Source organism: Streptomyces sp. UF-297, from assembly GCF_058245575.1.
This window is the reverse complement of record NZ_JBSIBZ010000014.1, coordinates 107,819-131,018: the sequence shown is the minus strand read 5'-3', so window position 1 is coordinate 131,018 and position 23,200 is coordinate 107,819. Positions and strand designations below refer to the sequence as shown.

The 23,200-nt window shown below is 69.7% G+C and carries 16 protein-coding genes; 10 read left to right on the top strand and 6 right to left on the bottom strand.

Features of this window, described 5'->3' with window-relative positions:
- On the bottom strand, nt 1–2,998 hold a 2,998-nt coding region (locus AC4IJH_RS11480), incomplete at its 3' end, for a SpaA isopeptide-forming pilin-related protein (RefSeq protein WP_490851500.1).
- Nucleotides 2,999–3,936: 938 nt separating this feature from the next.
- Here AC4IJH_RS11480 and AC4IJH_RS11475 point away from each other — a divergent pair.
- Nucleotides 3,937–4,059, top strand: coding sequence for a hypothetical protein (locus AC4IJH_RS11475; protein ID WP_490851499.1), 123 nt, complete (start codon nt 3,937–3,939; stop codon nt 4,057–4,059).
- Nucleotides 4,056–4,430: a hypothetical protein gene (locus tag AC4IJH_RS11470; RefSeq protein ID WP_490851498.1), complete on the top strand. Its 375-nt coding sequence runs from the start codon at nt 4,056–4,058 to the stop codon at nt 4,428–4,430. The genes AC4IJH_RS11475 and AC4IJH_RS11470 overlap by 4 nt, the downstream gene beginning before the upstream one ends.
- Nucleotides 4,431–4,801: 371 nt before the next feature.
- On the opposite strand, the gene AC4IJH_RS11465 is transcribed toward AC4IJH_RS11470, so the two are convergent.
- The 5 genes from AC4IJH_RS11465 to AC4IJH_RS11445 all read right to left on the bottom strand — a co-directional run bounded on the left by AC4IJH_RS11465 (nt 4,802) and on the right by AC4IJH_RS11445 (nt 11,139).
- On the bottom strand, nt 4,802–6,298 hold the full coding sequence (locus AC4IJH_RS11465; protein WP_490851508.1) for a SulP family inorganic anion transporter: 1,497 nt from the start codon (nt 6,296–6,298) through the stop codon (nt 4,802–4,804).
- Nucleotides 6,299–6,450: 152 nt separating this feature from the next.
- On the bottom strand, nt 6,451–6,651 hold the full coding sequence (locus AC4IJH_RS11460) for a hypothetical protein (protein WP_490851497.1): 201 nt from the start codon (nt 6,649–6,651) through the stop codon (nt 6,451–6,453).
- Between the two features lie 43 nt (nt 6,652–6,694).
- Complete coding sequence (locus tag AC4IJH_RS11455; RefSeq protein WP_490851496.1) at nt 6,695–8,185, bottom strand: SulP family inorganic anion transporter; 1,491 nt, start codon at nt 8,183–8,185, stop codon at nt 6,695–6,697.
- Between the two features lie 53 nt (nt 8,186–8,238).
- Nucleotides 8,239–8,832 (bottom strand): carbonic anhydrase, encoded by a 594-nt coding sequence (locus tag AC4IJH_RS11450; RefSeq protein WP_490851495.1) that lies wholly within the window; start codon nt 8,830–8,832, stop codon nt 8,239–8,241.
- Between the two features lie 711 nt (nt 8,833–9,543).
- Nucleotides 9,544–11,139, bottom strand: coding sequence for a hypothetical protein (locus AC4IJH_RS11445; protein WP_490851494.1), 1,596 nt, complete (start codon nt 11,137–11,139; stop codon nt 9,544–9,546).
- A gap of 442 nt (nt 11,140–11,581) precedes the next feature.
- Here AC4IJH_RS11445 and AC4IJH_RS11440 point away from each other — a divergent pair, with 442 nt between their 5' ends.
- The 8 genes from AC4IJH_RS11440 (at nt 11,582) to AC4IJH_RS11405 (ending at nt 23,200) form a co-directional block, all read left to right on the top strand.
- Nucleotides 11,582–13,282: a phage tail sheath family protein gene (locus AC4IJH_RS11440; protein WP_490851493.1), complete on the top strand. Its 1,701-nt coding sequence runs from the start codon at nt 11,582–11,584 to the stop codon at nt 13,280–13,282.
- 158 nt (nt 13,283–13,440) lie between these two features.
- Nucleotides 13,441–13,890, top strand: a complete 450-nt coding sequence (locus AC4IJH_RS11435) for a phage tail protein (protein WP_490851492.1) — start codon at nt 13,441–13,443, stop codon at nt 13,888–13,890.
- 11 nt (nt 13,891–13,901) lie between these two features.
- The gene (locus AC4IJH_RS11430) at nt 13,902–14,387 is read left to right on the top strand and encodes a hypothetical protein (RefSeq protein WP_490851491.1); all 486 of its coding nucleotides are present in this window, start codon (nt 13,902–13,904) and stop codon (nt 14,385–14,387) included.
- Nucleotides 14,384–14,545, top strand: a complete 162-nt coding sequence (locus AC4IJH_RS11425; RefSeq protein ID WP_490851490.1) for a DUF6760 family protein — start codon at nt 14,384–14,386, stop codon at nt 14,543–14,545. Before AC4IJH_RS11430 ends, AC4IJH_RS11425 begins: the two co-directional genes overlap by 4 nt.
- Nucleotides 14,546–19,780: 5,235 nt before the next feature.
- Nucleotides 19,781–20,221: a phage tail protein gene (locus AC4IJH_RS11420; protein WP_490851507.1), complete on the top strand. Its 441-nt coding sequence runs from the start codon at nt 19,781–19,783 to the stop codon at nt 20,219–20,221.
- Entirely contained in the window at nt 20,218–20,925 is a 708-nt protein-coding gene (locus AC4IJH_RS11415) for a CIS tube protein (protein WP_490851489.1), read from the top strand. The genes AC4IJH_RS11420 and AC4IJH_RS11415 overlap by 4 nt, the downstream gene beginning before the upstream one ends.
- A 101-nt stretch (nt 20,926–21,026) precedes the next feature.
- Complete coding sequence (locus AC4IJH_RS11410; RefSeq protein ID WP_490851488.1) at nt 21,027–22,799, top strand: VgrG-related protein; 1,773 nt, start codon at nt 21,027–21,029, stop codon at nt 22,797–22,799.
- A gap of 71 nt (nt 22,800–22,870) precedes the next feature.
- Nucleotides 22,871–23,200 (top strand): PAAR domain-containing protein, encoded by a 330-nt coding sequence (locus tag AC4IJH_RS11405; RefSeq protein ID WP_490851487.1) that lies wholly within the window; start codon nt 22,871–22,873, stop codon nt 23,198–23,200.

The window sequence follows — 23,200 nt, the reverse complement described above, 5'->3', positions numbered from 1 at the left end:
GCTTGACCTTGGTCGGCTCCGTGTCGGCCGCCGAGTTGGTGGCCTTGTCCCGCTTGTCCGTCACGATCTTCGGCTTCACGTTCTTGACCGTGAGGGACGCGGTCGTGGCGAGCTTGTCCTTGGTCAGAACCATCGGACCGAAGACCGGGTTCTTGGGCAGCTCGTACCCGCTGGGAGCCTTGGTCTCCACCCAGTAGTACGTGGAGCCCATCTTCAGCTGCTTGAGGCCCTTGATCTGCGCCGTACCGTCAGCACCCGTGGTGACCGGGCCGTCGACCTTGGTGTCGCCGTCCTGCTGCAGACCCGCCGTCCCATTCGACTCGCGCCACACCTGGAACTCCGCGCCCGCCAGTGGCTTGTTCGTTTTGCCGTCGACCTTGACGAGCCGGACCGGCACACCATTCCACGGGTCGTCGTCCTTGACCAGAACGCCGCTGTTGACACCCTCACCGTCGACGGTGGACTTGTCGGTGTGCAGCTTGCCCGGCTTCATGCCGTACAGCACCGCGGTGCACTTATAGCTCGCACCGACCTTGAACTGAGCCGCAGGATTTCTGGCGGCATCCGCCTTCCAAGAGGCCGCCCAGCGCACCTCCTTGCCCGCCGGATCGATGCTGGTGGTGCCGTCCGGCCAGGTGCACTTCAAATCCCTGGCCTTCGCATCACCCTTGACCACGACATCCCGGTTCCTGACCCTGATCAGGTTCTCGGTGCCGTTGTTCGTGTTGGCGATGTCAAGGATCTTCTCCTTGGTGTCCGGAAGAACGACCGCCTGGCCTTCGGCGTTCGCGTCCGAGCCGGTCTGCCGGTCCTTCTTGTTGGTGTGGATGTCCGGCTTCTCGTTCTTGACCGTGAGGGACGCGGTCGTGGCGAGCTTGTCCTTGGTCAGAACCATCGGACCGAAGACCGGGTTCTTGGGCAGCTCGTACCCGCTGGGAGCCTTGGTCTCCACCCAGTAGTACGTGGAGCCCATCTTCAGCTGCTTGAGGCCCTTGATCTGCGCCGTACCGTCAGCATCCGTGGTGACCGGGCCGCCGACCTTGGTGTCGCCGTCCCGCTGCAGACCCGCCGTCCCATTCGACTCGCGCCACACCTGGAACTCCGCGCCCGCCAGTGGCTTGTTCGTCTTGCCGTCGACCTTGACGAGCCGGACCGGCACGCCGTGCCAGGGGTTGCCGTCCTTGACGGTGATCCCGCTGTGGGCACCCTCGCCCTCGACGGTGAAGTTGTCGCCGTGCATCACGCCCGGCTTCAGGCCATACAGGATGGCGGTGCACTTGTAGCTCGCACCGACCTTGAACTGAGCCGCAGGGTTCCTGGCGGCATCCGCCTTCCAGGACGCCGCCCAGCGCACCTCCTTGCCCGCCGGATCGATGCTGGTGGAACCGTCCGGCCAGGTGCACTTCAGATCCTTGACCTTCGCATCGCCCTTGGTGACAACGTCCTTGTTCCGGATCTTGACCAACGGCTCGGTGCCATTGTTTGTGCTGGTCGTGTAAAGGACCTTCTCCTTGGTGTCAGGGAGAATGACCGCCGTACCCTCTGTGTCGGCCGCCGAGTTGGTGGCCTCGTCCTTCTTGTCGGTCTCGATGTCCGGCCTCACGTTCTTGGCCGTGATCGAGACGCCCGTCCTCGCGTTGCCCTTGGTCACCACCAGCGGGCCGGACACGGGGTTCTTGGGCAGCGCGTAAAGCTTGCCCTTCTCATCCTTGGGGGCCTTGGTCTCCTGCCAGTAATACGTACCCAGCACCAGATCCCCGCGCTGGCAGACACCCTTGCCATCCGTGGTGCAGGGCCCTCCGACCTTGGCGTCCGGCTTGTGCCCGTCCCGCTGCAGACCCGCAGTGCCGTTCGACTCGCGCCACAGCTGGAACTCGGCACCGGCAAGCGGCTTCTTCGTCTCGGCATCAATCTTGACAACCTTGACCTTGCCCTTCTCCGGGACCGGAGTCGGGGTGGGCGTGGGCGTCGGCGTGGGCGTCGGGACCGGAGTCGGGGTGGGCGTGGGCGTCGGGACCGGGGTCGGCGTCGGCGTGGGAGTCGGGACCGGAGTCGGGGTCGGGACCGGGGTCGGCGTCGGCGTGGGAGTTGGCGTCGGGGTCGGCGTGGGCGTGGGAGTTGGCGTCGGCGTCGGGGTGGGGGTCGGCGTCGGCGGTTCCCTGAAGGCGAACTCGCTCACCACCGCGGCGTGGTCGCTCGGCCACTGGTTGTCGGCGTGGCCTTCGCCGTACGGCTTCGGCTGTCCGTCCACCACCGCCTGCGAGGAGATGAGGCGCAGCTTCTTGCCCGCGTAGTGGACGTAGTCGATCCGGTCCTGCGGCTCGATGGGCCCCGTGGTCCCGTTGTGCCGGGGGTAGATCGGGGACCAGGTGTTGCCGGGTGTGCGCGCGGGGTCCGGGTTGGCCTCCCGGAAGGAGTCCTTGAGCCCCGCGTCCTGCAGGATGCGGGTGGTGGGCCACACCACGGGCCCGTAGCCGCAGTGGGAGTCCTTCGTCGCCGCCGTCCAGTCCAGGTGCGAGGGCGTGTTCAGGTCGGAGGCGAGCAGTACCGGGGTCTTGTCCGCCTCGGCGATCTTCGGGGCCAGTGCCTCGGCCAGATTCCGGGCCTGGTTCGGGCGGCCCGACGCCTCTTCCCGCCGCATGATCTGCTCGACGGTCATCTTGGAGTTGCAGGCGTCGTACGGCCCGTACGGGTCGTGCCAGAAGTGGGCTGCCCAGAACTCAAGGTGCTGGCCCCCACCGAGGTCGATCGTGGCGCCGCCCGAATGGCTGGTGCCGGACTCGGACCCCTTGATGATCGGGTACTTGCTGATGATGGTGCCACGGTTGTTCCACCAGGTGCGGTGCCAGCCGAGCCGCTCGGCAATCTTTCTGCTCGCGTCGGTATTCCAGTCCTCCTGCAGGCCGACGATGTCGGCCCGGTGTTTCTTGATCAGCGTGACCTGCTTGTCCAGGTAGTTGTTGATGCGGCTGCCGCCGAACCACAGGTTCAGGCTCATGACCCGGAGCCGCTCCGGGGGCTGCTCGGCAGACAGTCCCCCGCGAGCGGGGGAGGACACAGCTAGGGGCGCCACGCCCAGCATCACCGCAACCATCACCACGGCTGCCAGGACCACACGGCCCCAGTTCATGCCTTTGCCGTCCAACTCTGTCTCCTCGCAAGCATGATCGACCGAACCTGCCCCAGGGCATCAGCCGGGTGGGACGTCCGGGGACCGGCACGCCGATCATCACTTCAGTGACCACCCGAGTGGCAGAAGGGCCGGTATGAAGAATGTCTGCTGCCCTTGGCCGGCCAGGGTGACGCTGGGGAGCGAGCGGCGGGCAGGCCCCGGCTGACGAAGCCGTCGAGGACGTTGGCCGGTACGGGAGGAGTTTGAGCCGCTTCGCGGACGAGGGTCTCCAGGCAGTCGAGCCATGACAGCGAGGTTCACTCCCTGAAGTGGCGACGGAGCCGGATATGGTCCCGCCGGTACTGACCGGGGGCATCGTGATCAATGCCCGTGTGAAGCTGCGCGCCTCCGGCCTCGATGTGCTCCCGGACATGGAGCGGGATCGAATCCCCGGTCGAGGCTGTTGGATCATGCCGGGTGGCGCTGTCCTTGCGGGTCGGCGCCACCCGACCTGATCACCAGCCCTGTTCTTGGTGGCTCATGCCCCACCTTCCGCTGGTAGCCGCGGCGGGTGAACTGGACGTCGTCGAGGGCGATCCAGTAGTCCGCCGTGAACAGTTTGGCCAGCGTTGAGAGTCGCGGGAACGGAATGGGCTGGCGGATCGTGCAGATCCCGCCCGGCGACGGCCGATCGGCCCGGCGACGGCCGATCAGGAAGAGCAGGCACGTCAGGAGGTGAGGAGGCGGCTGGTGAGCCGAGGCCGGATCTGGGCGACGACAGCCGGGCCAAGTCCAGGGCCGAGGGCCGCCTGATCGAGAACCTGGTGCACAGCTCCGACGACGCGGCAACGGTCTGCCGCGACTTCGGCACCTGGTTCGGTGCCGACCGCCACGAGCTGCTGTTCTCCTCCGGCCCCTCGGCGGTCCGGATGGAGGAGGTCGTATGAGCCAGAACGCGCCGGACATCGCCCAGATCGGCGCCGGCCCCCGCACCCTGCGGCTCATGCCCGCCGACCAGCAAGCCGGCCTCGACCCGTTTATGGGCCAGATCGTCACCTACCGCGAGAGCGGCCTGTCGCTGGACCACATCGTCGGCTGCCCGCTGGACTGCGGCTACCGCGTACGGCACTTTTGGGGCACCTTCGAGGTCAAGACCCCGCAGCTCCTCGCCGGCACCGAGGAGGTCGTTGAACTCCTCACTATGCACCCCGGATTCCGGTTCGCCGCTGGGCCGACCGGCACGCCCTGCCCCCAGTGGTGCCCGGTGGCCGCTGCGCAGCCGCTGGTAGTCGCCGGACCTGTCCCACACCGAGCGTGAGGGACTCCGTCTTCGACGGGGACTGTGGGCTTGGGCTTGGGCTTGGGCTTCGGGTGGGGATCGCAGAGCTGGAGGCTGCTGGCCAGCCGAAACGGTGCTGGTCCCGTGCTGGCAGTTGCTTGAGGTAGAGGGTGTTTCCGCAGGTGGGAGCCCTAGTCTGGGAAATTGTCGGAGAACTCGATGGCGGTACCGATGAATGACGCCACCGCTACCCGCCGCAAACTCTCCGGACCGGCTTCCACCTCCTCCGCGTCCTCCGCCGCCCCCGGCCCCGCCTGTGCAGCCTTCCGCACTGCTCTCGCTTCGCTCTGCACCAGCGGCACTCTCATGCCCGCCCGCGGAGCAGTCCATAGTGGGACGATCCGTCTCGGTCATTGAGACGCCGCGGAGGTGGCCGTCGGTATCGTCACGCGTACCGGATCGATGCCCTCTTCGGTGTGCTGCTGGGCCCAGCTGGTCAGCGCGGTGCGGCAGGCGATGTCCAGGTGGCGCAGGGCGGAGAGGTCCAGGGCGATGGGGCGGTCGTTGGGAAGGGACTCCAGGGTGGTGAGGATCTGGGGGAGGCGCAGGAACGTGGCGTTGCCGGTGAGGCGGACGCGGATGAGGTGGAGGCCGGTGGCGTCGACGTCCAGGCGGACGGCGGAGGTCTGCCAGGCGGACTTTGCCACGGCCATCAGCAGGCCCAGGAGCACGCCCTCGAACATGTTGAGGACGACGATGGCCAGCGCGGTCGCCGCGAGGACGAATGCCTCGCCCCGGTCCTCGCGCCACAGGGGCACCACTTCTTTGACCGGCATCAGCTTCGCTCCGGCGTGCACGAGCACGCCCGCGAGCGCTGCCACGGGGATGACCGCGAGGGCGGCGGGGACCAGGGCGGCGAACAGCAGGAGCCACACCCCGTGCAGGACCCGGGAGAGCTTGGTGCGGGCACCGGCCTGGACGTTGGCCGCGCTGCGCACGATCACCGCGGTCATCGGCAGGGAGCCGAGCAGCCCGCACACCACGTTGCCCGCGCCCTGGGCCATGAGCTCCCTGTCGTAGTCGGTACGCGGCCCGCTGTGCATCCGGTCCACCGCGGCGGCGCTCAGGAGGGACTCGGCGGAGGCGATGAGGGTGAACGCCAGCACCGTGCCGAGTACGGCCAGTTCACCCAGGCGCGAGAAGTCGCCCGGGCTCGGGGGCCACACCGAGGCGATCAAGCCGTGGACGTGCACCTTCTCCACCGGCAGGCCGAAGAGGGCCACGGCCGCGGTGGCCAGGGCGACGACGGCGAGGGGGGCGGGCAGCAGCCGGGGCAGCCGTCCGGGGAGCCTCTTCCACAGCGTCAGCGCGGCGATGGTGGCCGTACCGACCGCGAAGGCCGCCCGCGCGGACGGGCTGTGGGCGACGGCCGCCGCCAGTTCGGGGAGCCGGCAGATCTTCTCCACGGCGCTGCCCGGTGGCTTCAGGTCGGCCAGCGCGTACACCTGGCCCACGATCAGTACCAGCCCGATTCCCGCGAGCATGCCGTGCACCACCGCGACCGAGACGGCCCGGAACCACCTGCCGCAGCGCACACTGCCGAGCAGCACCTGCAGAGCCCCGGTGACGAGCACGATGACGCCGAGCGCGGCGAGGCCATGCGCCTGGACGGCCTCGTACACCAGGACGGTCAGGCCCGCGGCCGGGCCGCTGACCTGAAGGGAACTGCCTGGCAGCCCGCCGGCCACCAGGCCGCCGACGATGCCGGTGACCAGGCCCAGTTCCGCCGGTACGCCGGAGGCCAGGGCGACGCCGATGCACAGGGGAACGGCCACCAGGAAGACCACCAGCGAGGCCGTGAGGTCGCGATGGAGGACGGCTGGGCGAAGAGCAGACCGCTTGGGCAGGGTGGCCCCCTCAAAGTGAGCAGGTGACGGGGACAGGCCTGCGCCGTGGGGACGCCGCTGTCCGCACGCTCGACACGAAGGGACCGCGCTGGCCTTTGCCGGATCTTGACGTTAGCAAGTGCCGGGCATTGCCAAGGCGTGGCGCGAGGCCGTCACCAGGCCCTCACGCGAACGGCCGGTGCCGGGCCGTCCGCCGGAGGGGGGTGAGCGCCCCCGCCTTGCGGGGCTTCCTCGCTCCGACGCTCCCGGTCGTTGTGACCCTCGCGCCTCTCCCGCCGCTTCTTCAGCGCGAGTTCCCTGGCGAGCTTCTCCGAGTACAGCCGCATCTCCGCCTCGGCCCTGAGATCGAACATTCCTGCCTCCTCGAGTGACTGATCGCTGCGGCGCCGGAGCGGGTCAGGCTCTGCTCAGCGCGTCGACGGTGGTCCCCCGCCGCTGCGCCCAGTGCTCCAGCGTGGTGCGGCAGGCGTGGTCGAGGTGGCGGAGCTGGGTGAGATCGAGTTCGATGCGGCGGTTGTCGGGGAGGCCTTCGAGAGTCGCCAGCAGGCGGGGCAGGCGCAGGAAGGTGGCGTAGCCGGTGAGGGCGACGACGAGCCGTCCGTCGGCGCGCTCGCGTACTTCGAGGTGGAGGTGGGAGGTTTCCCAGGCGGACTTCACGACGGCGAGGATCAGTCCGAGCAGGACGCCCTCGAACATGTTGGTGGTGATGATCGCCAGGGCGGTCACCGACAGGACCACGGCCTCGCCGCGGTGCTTGCGCCACAGGGGGCGCAGCTCCGCGAAGGGGATGAGCATGCAGCCCGCGTGGACGAGTACGCCGGCCAGCGCCGCCAGGGGGATGGTGCCGATCACGGCGGGAAACAGGGCGGCGAACAGCAGGAGCCACACCCCGTGCAGGACCCGGGAGAGCTTGGTGCGGGCGCCGGCCCGGACATTGGCGGAGCTGCGGACGATGACGGCGGTCAGCGGGAGTGCGCCGAGCGCGCCGCAGAGGGTGTTGCCCACGCCCTGCGCCAGGAGCTCCCGGTCGTAGTCGGTGCGCGGGCCGTCGTGCATCCGGTCGACGGCGGCGGCGCTGAACAGGCTCTCGGCGGAGGCGATGAGGGCGAAGGCGCCCACCGTACCGAGGGCGGCGAGGCCGAGCAGTGAGCTGAAGTCGGATGCGCCCGGCGGCTGGAGCGCGGAGAGCAGGCCGTGCACCTCGACGCGGGGGACGGACAGGCCGAACACGGCTGTCGCGGCGGTGGCCAGGGCGACCGCGGCGAGCGGTGCGGGCACCGCCCGTACGCGGGAGGGAAGCCGCCGCCACAGGACCAGAACGGCGATGGTGGCGGCCCCCACGGCGAAGGCGGTGAGCGCCTGCCGGTCGGCGGCGACCTGGGCGGCCAGCGCCGGTATGCCCTTGACCTTGTCGATCCCGGAGCGGGGCTGTGCCGCGCCGGTCATGGTGTAGAGCTGGCCGAAGATGAGGACGAGGCCGATGCCGGCGAGCATGCCGTGCACGACGGCCGTGGATATCGCGCGGAAGAAACGCCCCAGGCGCAGCGCGCCCAGGCCGATCTGGATGAGCCCGGTGACCAGGACGATGGCGCCCAGTACGCCGAGGCCGAATTCCCGTACGGCTTCGAAGACCAGCACGGTCAGCCCCGCGGCCGGGCCGCTGACCTGGAGGCTGCTGCCGGGCAGCAGACCCACGACGAGACCGCCCACGATGCCGGTGACCAGGCCGAGTTCGGCGGGTACGCCGGAGGCGACGGCCACCCCTACGCACAGGGGCAGGGCGACGAGGAAGACGACGAGAGAGGCCGGCGCATCGTGCCGGGAGGACGACAGGAGCTTCTTGAGGGAGGCGGGCGCGGACCGTTCGGGCAGGGAGGTGATGCGCATGGGTGAGGTGCCTCGCACAGCGGAGCGGGAGGAAGGGGGGCGGCGGCCGTCCGTCACAGCGGTTTGAAGCGCTGGGCCTTGGTGTCGTACTCCTTGACCACGCCGGTGTGCACCTCGTAGTACCAGGCGTGTACGGCAAGGCAGTTGTCCGCGATCCGCTCCGCCACGCAGGGGTAGGCGCCCAGCCGCTCCAGCTGGGTCACCGCATGGTGCTGCACCGCTTCCGCCAGGTCGGCGGCCGAGGGCGCGCCCGCCCGGGGCCGCGCCGCCGACCGCGCCAGCCAGCCGCGCAGGGCCGGTACGGCGGAGAGGTCCTCGCCCCGCACCAGGGCGCCGACCGCGCCGCAGTGCGAGTGCCCGCACACCACGATGTCGCGCACGCCCAGCACTCGTACCGCGTACTCGATGGTGGCCGTCTCGCCGGCGGGGTGGTCGTTGCGGTACTCCGGCACGATGTTGCCCGCCGTGCGCAGCTCGAACAGCTCGCCCGGCCGGGCGCCGGTGATCAGGGAGGGCACCACACGAGAGTCGGAGCAGGTGATGAACAGGGCTTGCGGGCACTGGCCGGCTTCGAGGGCGCGGAACTCCTCGCCGCGCTCGGCCACGTGCGCCGTGAATGATCGGGCGTTGTCTACCAGGGACTGCATGGCGGCCTTTCTCCTGCGCCCGTGAGTTCCGCGGGCGCGGTGTGTTCAGGTCGGCTATGGGGTCGAGGGACAGCGCGTCCTTACGGCACGGCAGCCTGAGTCGGCCGTGCCGCCGTTGACACGGGGAAGGAGAAGCGGGTGGGGCGCCGAGCGGTTGCCACAGGGAGCGCGGCACTGTGTTGTGGCGCGCGCCCGGATGTCTGCGGCCCGATTGCCGCCGCGGCTACCCGTTGCCGGAAGATTACCTTCGACAAAGGGTCAAGCGACAGTCAAATAAGCGTCATCTCACGGTAATTGGCGCATCCGCCGCCGCCCGCTCCCGGGGCGCACGCCCCCGATCTTGAGGCCGCCCCCCGATCCGGGGCGTGTGTCCATCGGTCGATGGTTGTGCGGCAGTTCGGCCGTGTGGCGGAACGATGTAGAACCGTGGGTTGATGTGCGGCGCCGCCGCGGACGGCACTGTGGAAGTGCAGGCCCAAGGGGGAGTTCGGCGACCGCCGTTGGGCCCGTTCCCGGACCGTCACGGGGGTCGGTCCGGGAACGTCCCTCCTTCGCGCTGCGAAGACGCCGTCGGTGGCCCGAGGGCTCTCGCGGTCGGCGCGGCGCTGGTACGGCTCGCGCTGCGCAGGAGCGCCGGGCAGGTGCCGGGCATGCGCCGGGTGCGACGGTGGGCGAGATCACCGTGACCGCGCAGATGCTGCCCGGGTGTCCTCAGCTGTGGGTGTCGGCGGTGAAGTCCGGGCGCCGGGTGGTGTGGTCGGTGCGGGTGTAGCGCAGGACGTGGACTGCTTTGGCGAGTTGGAGGAGTTTGCGTTTGAAGGCGGGGAGGGTGTCGACGCCGAGGAGTTCGCGGGTGCGGTCGGTGGCGGCGGTGGACTTCTGGGCGTCGGTGAAGGAGGCGAAGGCGGGGTCGGCGCCGCCGCGCAGGCGCAACAGGACGCCGTTCTTGTCGCTGAGGGTACGGAAAGTGTCGAGCAGCTCCGCCGCCTCGGGAGGCAGGGCCGCGCCGCAGCGCTGCAGGAGTGAGTCCGCCGCGATGGCCATGCGGCGTACGTACTTGGCGCTTTGGTAGAACGCCTTTCCCGCGTCGCTCTCGTAATGGTGGAGGTCCTTGAGGGTGTCGCCGACCTGTTCGTTGAAGGACTGCACGTAGTCGGAGAAGGCGAGGTCCGCGGGGTCGAGCAGGCCCGCCTGCTGCTGGAACACCACGTCGAAGACCGCGCCGGCGGAATGATAGGCCTCCATCGCGTACAGGAGGGCATTGGAGTTCAGCTCGCCGATGCTGGGCTTGGAGAGCCAGGGGGCCTGCTGGCCGGACGGGGCATCGGACCGGAGGAATGAGCGCTCGGTGTTCTGGGCGCCGCGGGTGTGCATGGTGTACATCATGTTCCGGGCGCGCATGACGGCGTTCTCTTCGCGGTGCTCCATGGACCGCACGAAGTCGTCGTCGCTTTGGGTGGAGGGGCCGAAGTAGCCTTCCGACTTCAGTTTGCGGGCCACGCTGCGGGTGTAGGAGCCGTACATTCCGTCGGCCACGCAGAAGGCGCCCCGGGCGTGCGAGGTCTGGGAGAAGCGCTGTCCCGAGCTGCGCTGTACGCCGGGATTCAGGGCCATGACGCCGTCGGTGACCTCGGTGACGTACGCCTCCCATTCGCGCTGGTCCATGAAGCGGCGCAGCTTGGCCAGCGACGCGGCCTCCTGGACGTACTGCCACTCCTTCGATGCGCCGGGCGGGCCGTCCTTCATCAGCCAGGAGTCGGGGCTGTGCTGCAGGGTCGGCGGGGGGATCGTGCCCACATAGACATTGGTGTCGAAGACGATGCCGGATTCCTTGCCCCATATCCCGCGGAAGGTGTCGTTGAACTCCTTCATCGCGGACCAGGTCTGCTTGCCGCCGATCAGCGTGACGTCGTAGTCGGAGGTCTCGTTCTGGCTTCCCACGGCGCTCTTGGTGGCGCCGGTGTAGCTTTCGAGAATGGCGTCGAGCACGGCGTTGACGTAGGCCTCGCGGAACTCCGTCAGCTTCAGCATGGGCTTGCCGGACCGGCCGACATAGGTCTTCTTGGCCGCCACCCAGTCGTTGCCGACCTGGCGGAGCATGTCGATGGCTTCGCCGTGGCCGCCTTGCCGGCTCCAGTGGTCGAGGCGGGCGATGTCCTGCGCGCTGTTGCGCGTTGTCGGTGTGCCGCGGCCCGGAGCCGTGAGGGCCGTTGTGGCGGGGCGTCTGCCCGGCGTTGGCGATGCCGCCTTCTTCGTGGCGTTCGTGGCACTCGAGGTGTTTCTGGCGCCGGCGGGTGTCAGTGTCATCGCGTCCTCCCTCTGTTCCCGAACGCGAAACCTTGTTTGGAATTCAACCGTCGAGGCTTATCTGTTGGGCTTTCAACTGAATGATTCCCATCTGATGACTCATCAGGTGCCAAGAGGTGCGTCCTGGTTGCTGGGCACCATACATGCCGAATCTGCGAAATGGCGGTCGCCGGTTGAGTCGAGGGCAATTCAGCCGGAGCGCCTTGCCGTCGAGCGGTCCCGGTTACGTTCGTCCTGGCCTCAAGGGACTTAAGTCCCTGCGCCGTTGTTGCCGATCACTGCAAGTATCTCCGTGGGGCGCTGATTCGACGGCCGAAGGTCGGTAGCGCCGGATGTGCGGGGTTCGGACCGAACCCCTCTTAAAGCTGCCGCATACACGGACTTGGGTTCCGTACGAATCAACGGGCGCGCACATGAGTGAAATGGAAACAAGGAGTGATGGGTGCCTAATTACTTGTCCCCCGGTGTATTCGTGGAGGAAATGGAGGGTGGCTCCCGCCCGGTCGAGGGGGTGGGCACCGCAGTCGCGGCCTTTGTGGGATTCGCCGAAGAGGGTCCGCTGAACGAGCCCGTACGGGTCACCAACTGGAGTCAATTCACCAACACCTTCGGCGACTTCGCACCGGGCTCCTACCTCGGCCACTCCGTGTACGGGTACTTCGCCAACGGCGGCGGTACGTGTTACGTCGTGCGGGTCGGCGGCGGAAGCGCGACGGGCGCCGCGGACTCCGGCGGCGCAGCGGCAGTGACCGAGGCTCCCCGCCAGGCGCTGGGCGGCTTCCGCATCGCGGCGCTGCCCTCGGCCGCCGGCAAGGACGTGGCCGTGGAAGTGCAGCGCGCCGCCGCTCCGGAGGAGGACGCGGGGACCAAGGCGCGCCGTCCGTCGGCCGCCAAGGCGGGCAAGGACGCGGAGGACGGCGGCGCCGCGAAGCCGGGTGACGCCAAGAGCGCCGGGGACGGCGGGGAGGCCAAGGACGCCTACCGGCTGCTGGTCAAGGTCGGCGGTTCGGTGGTCGAGTCGTTCGACGTCTCCACCGACAAGGCCTCGGCGCAGTATGTGGTCACGCAGGTCAAGGCGCGTTCGAAGTTCGTCCTCGTGGAGGAGGACACCGCTGTCGCCGGTGCCGCGCTGGCCCTCCCCGAGAAGCAGTCCCTCGTGCTGCCCGCGGCTGCGGCTGCGGACGCGGCACAGGATGCGGCAGCCTCGCGTGGGGCCTCGGCGGGCGCCGCCCAAGGGGTCGTCGGTACGTACGTGGGCGACGTCAGCCGGCGCTCGGGCCTGTCGGGCCTGGAGGCGATCGACGATGTGACCATGGTGGCCGCGCCGGACCTGATGGCCGCGTACGGGCGCGGTGACCTGACCCGCGAGCAGGTCAAGGCCGTACAGCTGGCGATGATCAACCACTGCGAGGGCATGGCCAATCGCATGGCCATCATCGACCCGCTGCCGGACATGGGGCCGAGCGAGGTGTACGACTGGCGCCAGAACGAGGCCGGTTTCGACTCGAAATTCGCGGCGCTCTACTACCCGTGGATCAAGGTCGCCGATCCATCGAGCGGCAACACCTTCATGATTCCCCCTTCGGGGCACGTCGCCGGCCTGTGGGCGCGTAACGACGAGGCCCGCGGTGTGCACAAGGCACCGGCGAACGAGGTGCTGCGCGGCGCGCTGGATCTGGGAATCCAGATCACCAAGGGCGAGCAGGAGCAGCTGAATCCGGCTGGCATCAACTGCATCCGCAGCTTCCCCGGGCGCGGTATCCGGATCTGGGGCGCGCGCACGCTCTCCAGCGATCCGGCATGGCGCTACCTGAATGTGCGCCGGCTCTTCAACTACCTGGAGGAATCCATCTTCCAGGGGTCCCAGTGGGTGGTGTTCGAGCCCAACGACGAGCGGCTGTGGGCGACCATCCGCCGCAATGTCGCGGCATTCCTCGTGGGGGAATGGCGCCAGGGCGCGCTCTTCGGCGCCACCCCGGACGAGGCGTTCTATGTGAAATGCGACGCCGAGACCAACCCGCCGGATGTCATCGAATCCGGCCAGGTCGTGTGCGAGATCGGCGTGGCACCGGTCAAGCCGGCCGAGTTCGTGGTGTTCCGCATCTCCCAGGAGTCGCTGGGCGGAGCGGGGGCGGCCGGTTAGCCGGTACGGCGGACCGTGTCGAGGAGAGGTGAGGAGATTCGAGGAGATTCAAGGAGAGCCGAGGAGAACGGTAAGAGGCGGGCGCCGGGCGGGCGTTCGGGCAACGGAACGAGGTGGGCGCCGGGCGGGCGTCCGGGAATAAGGAATGAGGAACTGACATGGCAGATATGCAGGACAACTTCATTGTCCATGCTTTCGGTATCCAGATCGACGGAGTGCAGCTTGAGCAGCTGAAGAGCGTCAGCGGGCTGGGCATGCAGCAGGACGTGATCACCAGCCAGCACGTGACCGACAAGGGCGTCGTCTACACCCGCAAGCAGCCGGGCGCCAAGTCGTACCAGAGCGTGACCATTACGCGCGGTATGGACAAGAGCAAGGCGCTGAGTGAGTGGATCAAGGAGACGTACGACAAGGGGGACGTCGCCAAGGGCCGTAAGAACGTCACCATCGAGATGAAGGACAACGCCGGGAAGACGGTGCGGCGGGTGACGCTGGAGCGCGCCTGGGTCAGCTCGTGGCGCAGCGGCGATCTGATCGCCGGACAGACCAACGCGGTGGACGAGAGCGTCACCATCGAATTCGAAGAGCTGAAGGTCGAGGACTCGTGAGGCGCGGGCGTGTGACCGAGGGACCGGCGCCGGTGGCGCCGTCCCCGGCGGCTCCGGGAGAACGGTCCGCCGCCACGTCGTACACGCCCGCCACGCCCCTTCCGGCTGCGGGCCCGCCCAACGGGCCCGCAGCCCTCCCGACGGAATTCCCTTTCACGCTGCCGCGCGGCTATGTGGACGACCGGGGGAACATCCACCGGGAGGGCGTGATGCGGCTGGCGACGGCCCGCGACGAACTGATTCCCCTCAAGGACCAGCGGGTGCAGGAGAACCCTGCCTACCTTTCGGTGGTGCTGCTGGGCCGTCTCATTCCCCGCCTCGGAACCCTGACGGATGTTCACGCGGGCATCGTGGAAGGCATGTTCGCGGCGGATCTCGCCTTTCTCCAGCGCTTCTACGAGAAAATCAACACGGACGGCACCTCGCTGGCGCTGACGACCTGCCCCGATTGCCGGCATGAATTCCAGGTGGACATGGGGAGCCGCCTGGGGGAATGACGGTGTACGCGATCGACGACCTCTACGCCGAAATCGCGTACATCTCCTACCACTTCCACTGGCCGCTGAGCGAGGTCCTGGACCTGGAACACGGCGAACGCCGCCGCTACATCCGCCAGATCGGCGCCATCAACGAACACTTGTCAGACAGGAATTAGCAACGTGAAGCGTCGGGTGTCCCGCGGCGCGGGGATACCGAAACTGGTCCCCCCGCCTGCCACCGTCTGCACCGACGGCCTCCGCACGGTCACGGACGCCTCTCGCGTCGCCGCGACGCTCCTGACGGCGTGGCAGGACCCCCGCCTCAGCGGCGAGCAACCGTTGCTGGTCAACCCCCAGGCCCCGTTGGTGTTCCGCCCGGACGCGGGTGTCTGGGGGCGAGCCGGCTTGCCGCGACAGCGGCGGGCGGCGGGGATGGTGTGGGCGGTTGATGTGGTGGGGGAACAGGGGGCCTATGGCGTCGATGCTGCTGGTGGGACTGAAGTCGCCCCTGCCGGTGAGGTCCGCGCGGCGGCTGTCCCCGCCGGCGAGATCGGCGCCGACGCTGGCGAGGCTGTTGTTGGCGTTGGTGACGCCGTTGGCACTGGTGACGCCGTGGACGGGACGTGGGAGGCGAGTGTTGGGGGCGGCGAGTGGGGCGCGCGTGAGGAGTGCGATGAGGGCGGTGGTCGTCGGGGCGTGCGTGATGGGCGTGTTGGGGGCGGTGGTCGTCGGGGCGCGCGTGGTGAGCATGTTGAAGGCGGTGGTCGTCGTGAGGCGGGGCGTATACGGACGCGGTTGAGGCGGCTGGTGGCGGGACGGCGGGATGGTGGCCGGGATGAGAGGCGTACGGGGGAATCCGCAGGCGCTCGGTCGGGTGATGAGAGCCGGGGCGGGCTGGCGGAGGGATCTTGGGATGCCGGATTGCCGTTGCAGCCCGGCGCTGTGTACGGCGCGTATGGCGCTGATCTGGCGGCCTCGTCGCGAGTGCCGACGGAGCCGTCGGTGACACCTGCCCGTACGCGTGGTGGTGCGGAGTCGGCGGGCGTCGGCGTGGAGACCGAACACGGCGGCCCTGCACGGCGGGAGCGTGCCGCGCGGGCCGCGTCGATGCCGTACGGCGAGCCGGGTGACGCGCCGGTTGCGGCACAACAGGGCGCGGGCGCGTCTGAGGACATGGCGGCTCGGGGCAGCGCCCAGGAGGAATCGGGCCGGCGTGCGACGGACGCTCTTGAGGCGAGCAGGCGAGTCGACCCGTTGAGCGCGACTGTGGGGCGCCGCGAGAGCGGGCGCGGTGGGGGCAGCAGGTCCGTATCCGCGTTGGCCGACAGTGCCGGAGGGGTTCCGGTGGACCGTACCGGGCTCGGGGGCGCCGGAGAGGCGGGGCAGGGGCATACCGCTGGCGCCGGGCGAGAGCAGTGCGAGGACATGAAGCTGGGCGCGGGACCGGTCACGGGCGTCGACGAGCGGCGAGCCGGTGGTACGGGGAGCGAGCGCGAGACCGCCGAGAGACGGCCGCCCGCGTCGGCTGCGGAGCCGGGCGTGGCCGGGCCGGAGGCCATCAGCCAGGAGCGTCGCGCCTCGGCAGCTGGCGATGCATCGGAAGCGGTGCGGCGAAGTGGCGCCGCGGGAGGGCATGTTGGAGGTACAGCCTCAAGCTGCGCGGCGGCGGCCGGGCGGCCTGCCGGGTCTGTGGAACCCCCCGGCACAGCCGAAGGCGTACGCGGGTCTTCGCCTGAGGCGGAAGGCGCGCTCGGATCAAGGCCTGCGGCTGCGCACGAGTGTGTGCGTGAGGTGGGAGCTGTTGCTGGGGCGGAGTGTGCGTCGAGGGTGAGGGGTGTGTCCGGGGAGGAGTGTGGGAGTGGGGCGAGTCCTGCGCATGGGGTGGGGGACGGGCCTGGTGCGGAGAGCGTGTTCGAGGCGGATGCTGCGGTCGAGGTCGGTGTCGACGGCAGGGATGGACTGGTGTCAGCCGAGGCTGTTGGCCGGGGCGAGGTGGGGGACGGGTCGGGGCTCCGGGTGCTGGGTTTGGAGTGGGGGCAGGGCGACGAGGGGATTCCGGCCGCGGGGGAGTTGCTTCGGGGTGCGCGGGAACGGCGTATCGGCGGTGAGTTGCCGGTGCGGCCGAGGACAGGTGATGGGCAGGGCGTTCGGGGTGCGAAGGGTGAGAACGATGAGTTCTGGCCGGAGTCGGCGCGTGTCGGGCGGGATGGCGAACAGAGTGCGGAGCGCGGTGTCCGTGCGGGTGTGCCGGTTTCGGGCGAGGCTCGTGAGCGTGGTGGCGACTTGGCGCGTACGAAATCGCTGACGGAGGCGTCGGGGCGGACAGTTGGCGGTCGTGCCACGGCGGGGGCTCTTCCTGATGTGGGCCGACGGATTCCGAGCGCGGCGCCTGGTGGAGTACGGCCGGAGCCGGCGGCGGGCGCCGGTGGTGCTGGGGTCGTCAGCGAAGCCGGGGAGGCCGAGCGGGGCGGTCTGACGGATACCTCGCCTTCCGCGACTCCTTCTGGGGCTGGTGGTGTGGTTGAGGGGAACGGTGCGCGGTCGCGGGGCGTTCGGGAGCGGGATGCCGAGGCTCGAAGCGCGGTGGAGGGCGCACGGGATGAAGCGCGTCGGCCTGGTGGTGGCACCAGCGTGGGTGCGGGAACGGGCAGTGGGCGGAGTGTAGAGCGGGAGCCGGGTGGCCGCGCTCGCCCGGATCGCGAGGTGCCGATCACGCCCGGAAGCGCTCGTGCACCGATGCCGCAGCCGGAGTCTTCGGCGGGGCGGGAGCTGGGTGTTGAGTCGAAGCCGAAGATGATTCCGGTGGCGGAGTCTTTGGCACGGCAAGAGTCGGTTGTTGAGCCGGGGCTGGTGGCGGAGTCTGCGGTGGCGCCGGAGCTGGTGGTTGAGTCGGGGCCGGTGTCGGAGGCAGATGCAAGGCGGGAGTTGGGGGCGGGCGCGGTGCTCGCCGTGGGGCTGCGTGCAGGGCGAGGCGTGGGCGGGGGCGCCGGTCACGGAGCACGGGAATCGGGTGCGGTGCCCGTCCGATGGGACCCCGTGCGCGGGACGGAACACGGAGTTCCGAGTGTGTTCCGCGCCCGTGGTGCGGAGGGGAAGCGGGGCGCGGAGTACGAGCTGTCTGCCGAGGCCGTCGTGCCTGAGGGCGTAAGCGGTGCTACGCGGAGGACGGAGCGTGCCACTGGCGCTGAACCGTCAGTCTTGGCTGAGGGTGTCGAGCCTGCGCGGGACGAGGATTCCGGCCGGGAGCGGGCCGTCGTACGAGAGCCGGACAGCGGCGTACGGCGCCGGCGCGAGCCGGGGCCCCGTGAGGCGCGCCCCGAGCCGTCGCAGTCGGCAGGCGAGGCCGATGGCTTTGCATCGCACCGCGCCAGTGCCGAGAAGGGGAGCAGGCCAGAACCGGGACTTCGGGACGCTTCTGAGCCGACGGCGGAATGCCAGGTGGCAGCTGCTGTGGCAGGGGAGAACTACGGTCGGGCTCCCGTACCCGCTCCGACGCTGGAGGGCAGGTCAGGGCCTGAGGTTCGGGGTGCTGCCGGGCTCATGGCGGAACGCCGGGTTGCCCATGTGGCGGAAGCGCGTGAGGGCCGGGTCCCTGGCTCCGCCGTGGGGGAGGGAGGTCGGTCAGGGGCGTGGCTTCGGGATGGTGCCGAGTCGAGGACGGGAAACCGGGTGGCTGCCTTGGCAGAGATGCGGGGCGATCGGGTTCTCGTGTGCGCTTCGGTCGCGGAGGGCGGCTCAGGTCCGGAGTTTCGGGATGTTGCCGGGCCGATGGTGCAGCGTCGCGGAGCTGCTGTGACAGAGGTGGGTGAGGGGCAGGTCTCGGGTTGCGGCGTGGGGGCGGGAGGTCGGTCAGGATCGGCGCTTACGGACGCTGCCGAGTCGACTGCGGAGTACCGGGCGGACGTCGTGGATGCGGCGAGGGGCGGTTGGGCTTCTCCGTCCGTTGTGGTGGCGGGGAGTAGGTCAGGGTCGGGTTTTCGGGATGCTGACGGGTCGTTGGTGGAACGCCGGGCGGCTGCCGTGGCGGAGGGGTGTGGCGGAGCCGCTGCGTCCGTTGTGGTGGCGGGGAGTGCGTCAGGGTCGGGGCTTGGGGTGGCTGATGGGGGGCTGCCGAGGGGTGGTTGGGTCTCGGCATTCGGCGGGAGGGCGGATCGTACGCAACGGGCAGGCTCTGCGGATGGTTCACGACCTGGGCAGGCGATGGTTTGTAGTAGTCAACAAGGGTTGGTTGCAGGGTGGTTGGCGGGTGGTGCGTCGTTCGTCGCAGGGTGGGCGGTGGACGTGATGGGGGTGGTGCCGCCGCACGCTGCGATTCGTGGGCTTGTCGAGGCGCTGCCGATGTCGTTGTGGGGGGATGGGGCTGCGGCGGGGCCTGTTGGTGGTGGCGTGGGGGCGCTCGTAGGGGGCGGAGGTCGAGGGCGTGTGCTGTCGAGTTTCGTGTCCGGGGCGGGGGTGGTGGATTCGGGTGGTCTCGATGTCGGTCTTGGTTGGGTGAAGTGGGCGGCTCACGGGCCTAGTTGGCGTCCTGGGCGGGTCGGCTGGAGTGCGGGTGTACGGGAGGAGGAGCAGGCCGGGAGCGAGTTGGCAGGTGGTGTCGCGGGCTCTCGGGGTGAGGGGGCTGTTGCTCCTTCGCGTCTCTCGGGGCGGATGGCGGACGCCGTTGGCGGGAGGCGGGCCTTTGCCCGGATCGGTGTGCGGGAAGCCGGCGCCCCGGTGAAGGGGGAAGTGTGGCGCCGGGCGGAGGCGGGAGGGCATGCGGAGGGAGTCGCCTCGGCGTCGTTCGGCTCGGCTGTGTCCGTGCGGGGCATCGTCGTGCCGGAGGGCCGGGGGACGGGCTCGCGGGAGGGGATGTCCGGGGCGTCGGCGTCGTCTGCGTACGAAGGCGAGCGCTCGCAGCCGCACCCGGAGTACGGGGACGGGGCGTCGCGCGCCACCTCTGACTCCGGTACCGGCATCAGCACCGGTGCCGCGTTCCGATCCGGCCCCGACCTTGCCCGCCCCTCGCTCCAGACTCACCTACCGCCGCCCAGCGCACGCCAGTTCAGCACAATCGCTGCCCGCGCCCCGCACATCGGCATCGACAGTGATGAGTTCTCGGGTGCTCAACTCCCGCTCGCCGATGGGCTATCACGCAGCGGCGCCGGCCTGCCGCTGGCTCCCACCGGAAGGCGGGGCGGTGCGACCCGTCGATCGCCGAGCTGGGGCATTCCGCAGGGACAACGTCCGCAAGGGCAAGGAAAGCCGCCAGTGCGAGGAAATTCGTAACCCGTAATCCATGACCCGTAATCCATAACCCGTAGTCCGTAGTCCGTGAGGGGCAGGCGAACCCCAAGGGCCAGGGCGCTCGCCCCAGCAAAGCAACAACCAACCCACCCCTCTCCAACAGCCCAAGAAAGGCGCAGGTGCACCACATGTCGGGGAATCCGGTCGACCCGGGGACGACGCATCGCTTTCGGCTTGTCATAGATGGGGTCGACCTGGGGGTGTTCACCGGGTGTACGGGGCTGTCCTGCACGGTTGAGGTGGAGGAGTACGCCGAGGGGGGCCGTAACGACTCGACGTGGTATTTGCCCAAGCGGATCAAGTATCCGCCGCTGGTGCTGTCGCGGCCGCTCACCTCGGAGGCCGAGAAGACCAGTCAGTGGGTGATGGATGCGGTGAATGAAGCGCGGCAGCGTACGGGGCAGATCGCATCACTGTCGTCCGGTGGCACGGTGCTCGCGAAATGGGATCTGCTGAATGTGGTGCCCATTGCCTGGAGCGGGCCGAATTTCGACACCTCGGCGCCGAGCGCGGCCACCGAGGTGCTGGAGATCGTCCACCACGGGTTCTTCAAGGCGGGTACGACATGAGCGGTGAGAGTCGCGACAAAATGGTGCGGGCTTCGCTGGAGGTGTATGCGCCGCCGAGCAGCGGCGGTACCGACCCGGGGGCGCAGCTCGACGAGATCCAACTCCAGTTCAATCCGGCGGAGTTGGCGTTGGTCAAAGGGGCTTCGTGGGCGCGCAGCAATGTGCGCTCCGCTCCCCGGGCCGCGGTGCCGGAGTTCACCGGTACGCAGCCGCGCGTACTGGCGATGACGGTGCTGCTGGACGGTGCCGACCAGCGCGGCCGATCGGTCGACGCGCGGGTGACCAAGCTGCTGGAGTGCTGTGCCCCCACGGAGTACAGCATCGACGCGGATCGGCCGTCGCCGCCGTGGGTCAGGTTTCGGTGGGGGGACTTCGCCTCCGTCTCCTTCCTCGCGTATCTGCGCAAGCTGCAGGCCACGTACACCCGGTTCTCCTCGCAGGGGAGCCCGCAGCGGGCGGTCTGCGAGATCACGCTGGAGGAGATCGGCGGGGCCACCAAAGGGCAGAACCCGACGTCCGGTTCGCCGTCCTCGCGCCGCGCCCGCACGGTCGTCGCGGGCGACTCGCTGCAGTCGATCGCGCACCAGGAGCTGGGCGGCGCCGTGGCCTGGCGCGCGGTTGCCCAGCTGAACGGCCTGTCCGACCCGTGGCGGCTGCCCCCGGGGACCCAGGTCCTGCTGCCCGGCCGGGACGACAGTCAGTAAGGCGCCAGCGAGTTGGACGGCGGCGAGCAAGCCGTCAGCGAGTAGGGCGTCAGCGAGCAAGCCGTCAGCGAGCAAGAAATCGCAGGAGGAGAGAGGAAGTCGTGGAGCGGTACACCGCGGGGCTCGATGTGCAGGTCGCAGGGCAGTCGCTGCCCAGGAACTGGGGCCTGGCCCTGGCCTGGGCCATCGCCGAGGAGTCGGGCCGCGCCTCGGCCTCGGCCGAGATCGGGTTCCGCGACCCGGGCTGTGAGCTGCCGGTGAAGACCGGCCTGCGGCTGGGTGCGCGGGTCAAGCTCGTGGCGCGCGACGCCCGGGGTACGGCCGAGCTGTTCGAGGGCGAGGTCACCGGCTGCGAGGCGCGCGCCGGGGAGTCGGGCACCTTCAGTGTCGTACAGGCGGAAGACCTGGCGCACCGGCTCAAGCGCGGACGCCGGGTCGTCGGCTACCACCAGATGTCCGCCGGCGAGATCGCCGCCCAGCTCGCGCGCAAGGCGGGTCTGAAGGTGGGGGAGGTGGACCGTACGTCACTGGTGTACGAGTTCCTCACCCAACCCGGCGTCTGTGACTGGGAGTTCCTCTCCCACCTGGCCCGCGAGAACGGCTGCGATGTCTTCGTACGCGCCGGTGCCCTGCACTTCAAGCGGCCGGCCGCCGCGACCGGCGCGCCGGCGGGGCGGGCCCGCGCCCGGCAGAGCCCGTACGTGCTGGAGTACGGGCACAACCTGGTCACCGTACGGTCCGGCGCGCTGCTGCGTGACCAGGTCACCGGCGTGGAGGTGCGCGGTTGGGACCCGGAGCGCAAACAGAAGCTGGTCGCCGAGCGGAAGGCGACCTCGACACCGTCCCGCGATGTGCGGTGGAAGGCGGCGCCCGAGGCCGTCGGAGGTGAGCCGCTGCGGCTGTCCTCGGTGCCGCGGGCCAGCCAGAACGAGGTGGAGCTGGTCGCGGGCGCGATGGCGCAGGAGGTCGCGGGCGCGCTGAGCGAACTGCACGCCGTGGTACGGGGCGAGCCCCGGCTGCGGCTGCGCTCCGCGGTCACCCTCAGCGGGCTCGGCGACCAGTACGGCGGCCGGTACACGGTGACGTCGGTACGGCACGAGTACCACCCCGACTCCGGCTACCTGACCGACGTCGTGGTGTGCGAAGGCGCCGACCGCGCGGTGATGGGCGGCCCCGGCGACGCGGAGAGCGGCGCGCACCGGATGCGGGGGCTGGTGTCCGGCGAGGTCGTCGACATCAAGGACCCCAAGGAGCGGGGCCGGGTCAAGCTGCGCTTCCCGTGGCTGTCGGACGAATACGTCAGCGACTGGGCGCGCACCGTTCAGCTGGGCGGGAGCAAGGGCGGCGGCGTCGTGCTGCCGGAGGTGGGTGACGAGGTGCTGGTCGGTTTCGAGCAGGGGAGTCTGGACCGCCCTTACGTGATCGGCGGGCTCTACAACGGAGTTGACAAGCCCAGCCCGCACAAGGTCGCGCTCTACGACAAGTCCAAGGGCACCGCCAACCGGCGTTCGTTCGTGTCCAAGAAGGGGCACCGGCTGGAGCTGCTGGACGCGGACCAGGGCCCGCTGGGGGTGCTGCTGGCAACCGGCGACAACAAGTTCCGTATCGATCTGGACCAGCACGGCACACGGGTCGCGATCCACAGCGACGGCGCCGTGGTCGTCGAGGCGAAGGGGGCGGTGCAGGTGAAGGGGGACGGGATCGCGCTGGACGCCGGTTCGGGCGCCCTCCAACTGAAGGGGAGTCAGGTCAAGCTCTCCGGTACGCAGGTGGAGGTGTCCGGCACCGACGTGAAGGTGTCCGGAAGCGGCGCGGTGAAGGTCAAGGGCGGTGCCCTGGCGGAGATCTCGGCCGCGCTGGTCAAGCTCAACTGACGTACGGAATCCCCTCGCGGCCAACAGGCCACCAGGTCAACGCACCCGAAAACGAACGGAGTTCGCACCCCATGCCTCCCGCAGCGCGCGTCGGCGACGCCACCTCCCACATCCCTAACCCCACCCCGGTGCCCGTGCCGGTGGGTACCGGGGCCATCTCCGGCCCGCCGATGGTCCCGAACGTCCTCATCTGTGGCCAACCCGCCGCCGTGGCCGCCTCGTTGGCCACCTGCGTGTTCCCCGCCCACGTGCCGCCGCTGCCGCCCATGCCGCTGATCGCGCTGCCCGCACCGGGCAAGACCGTGCTCATCGGCGGGATGCCGGCGGCCAGGCTCGGCGACAAGCTGCCGTGCGGAGCCGCCGTCGTCGGCGGGGCGCCGACCGTCCACATAGGCGGCTGA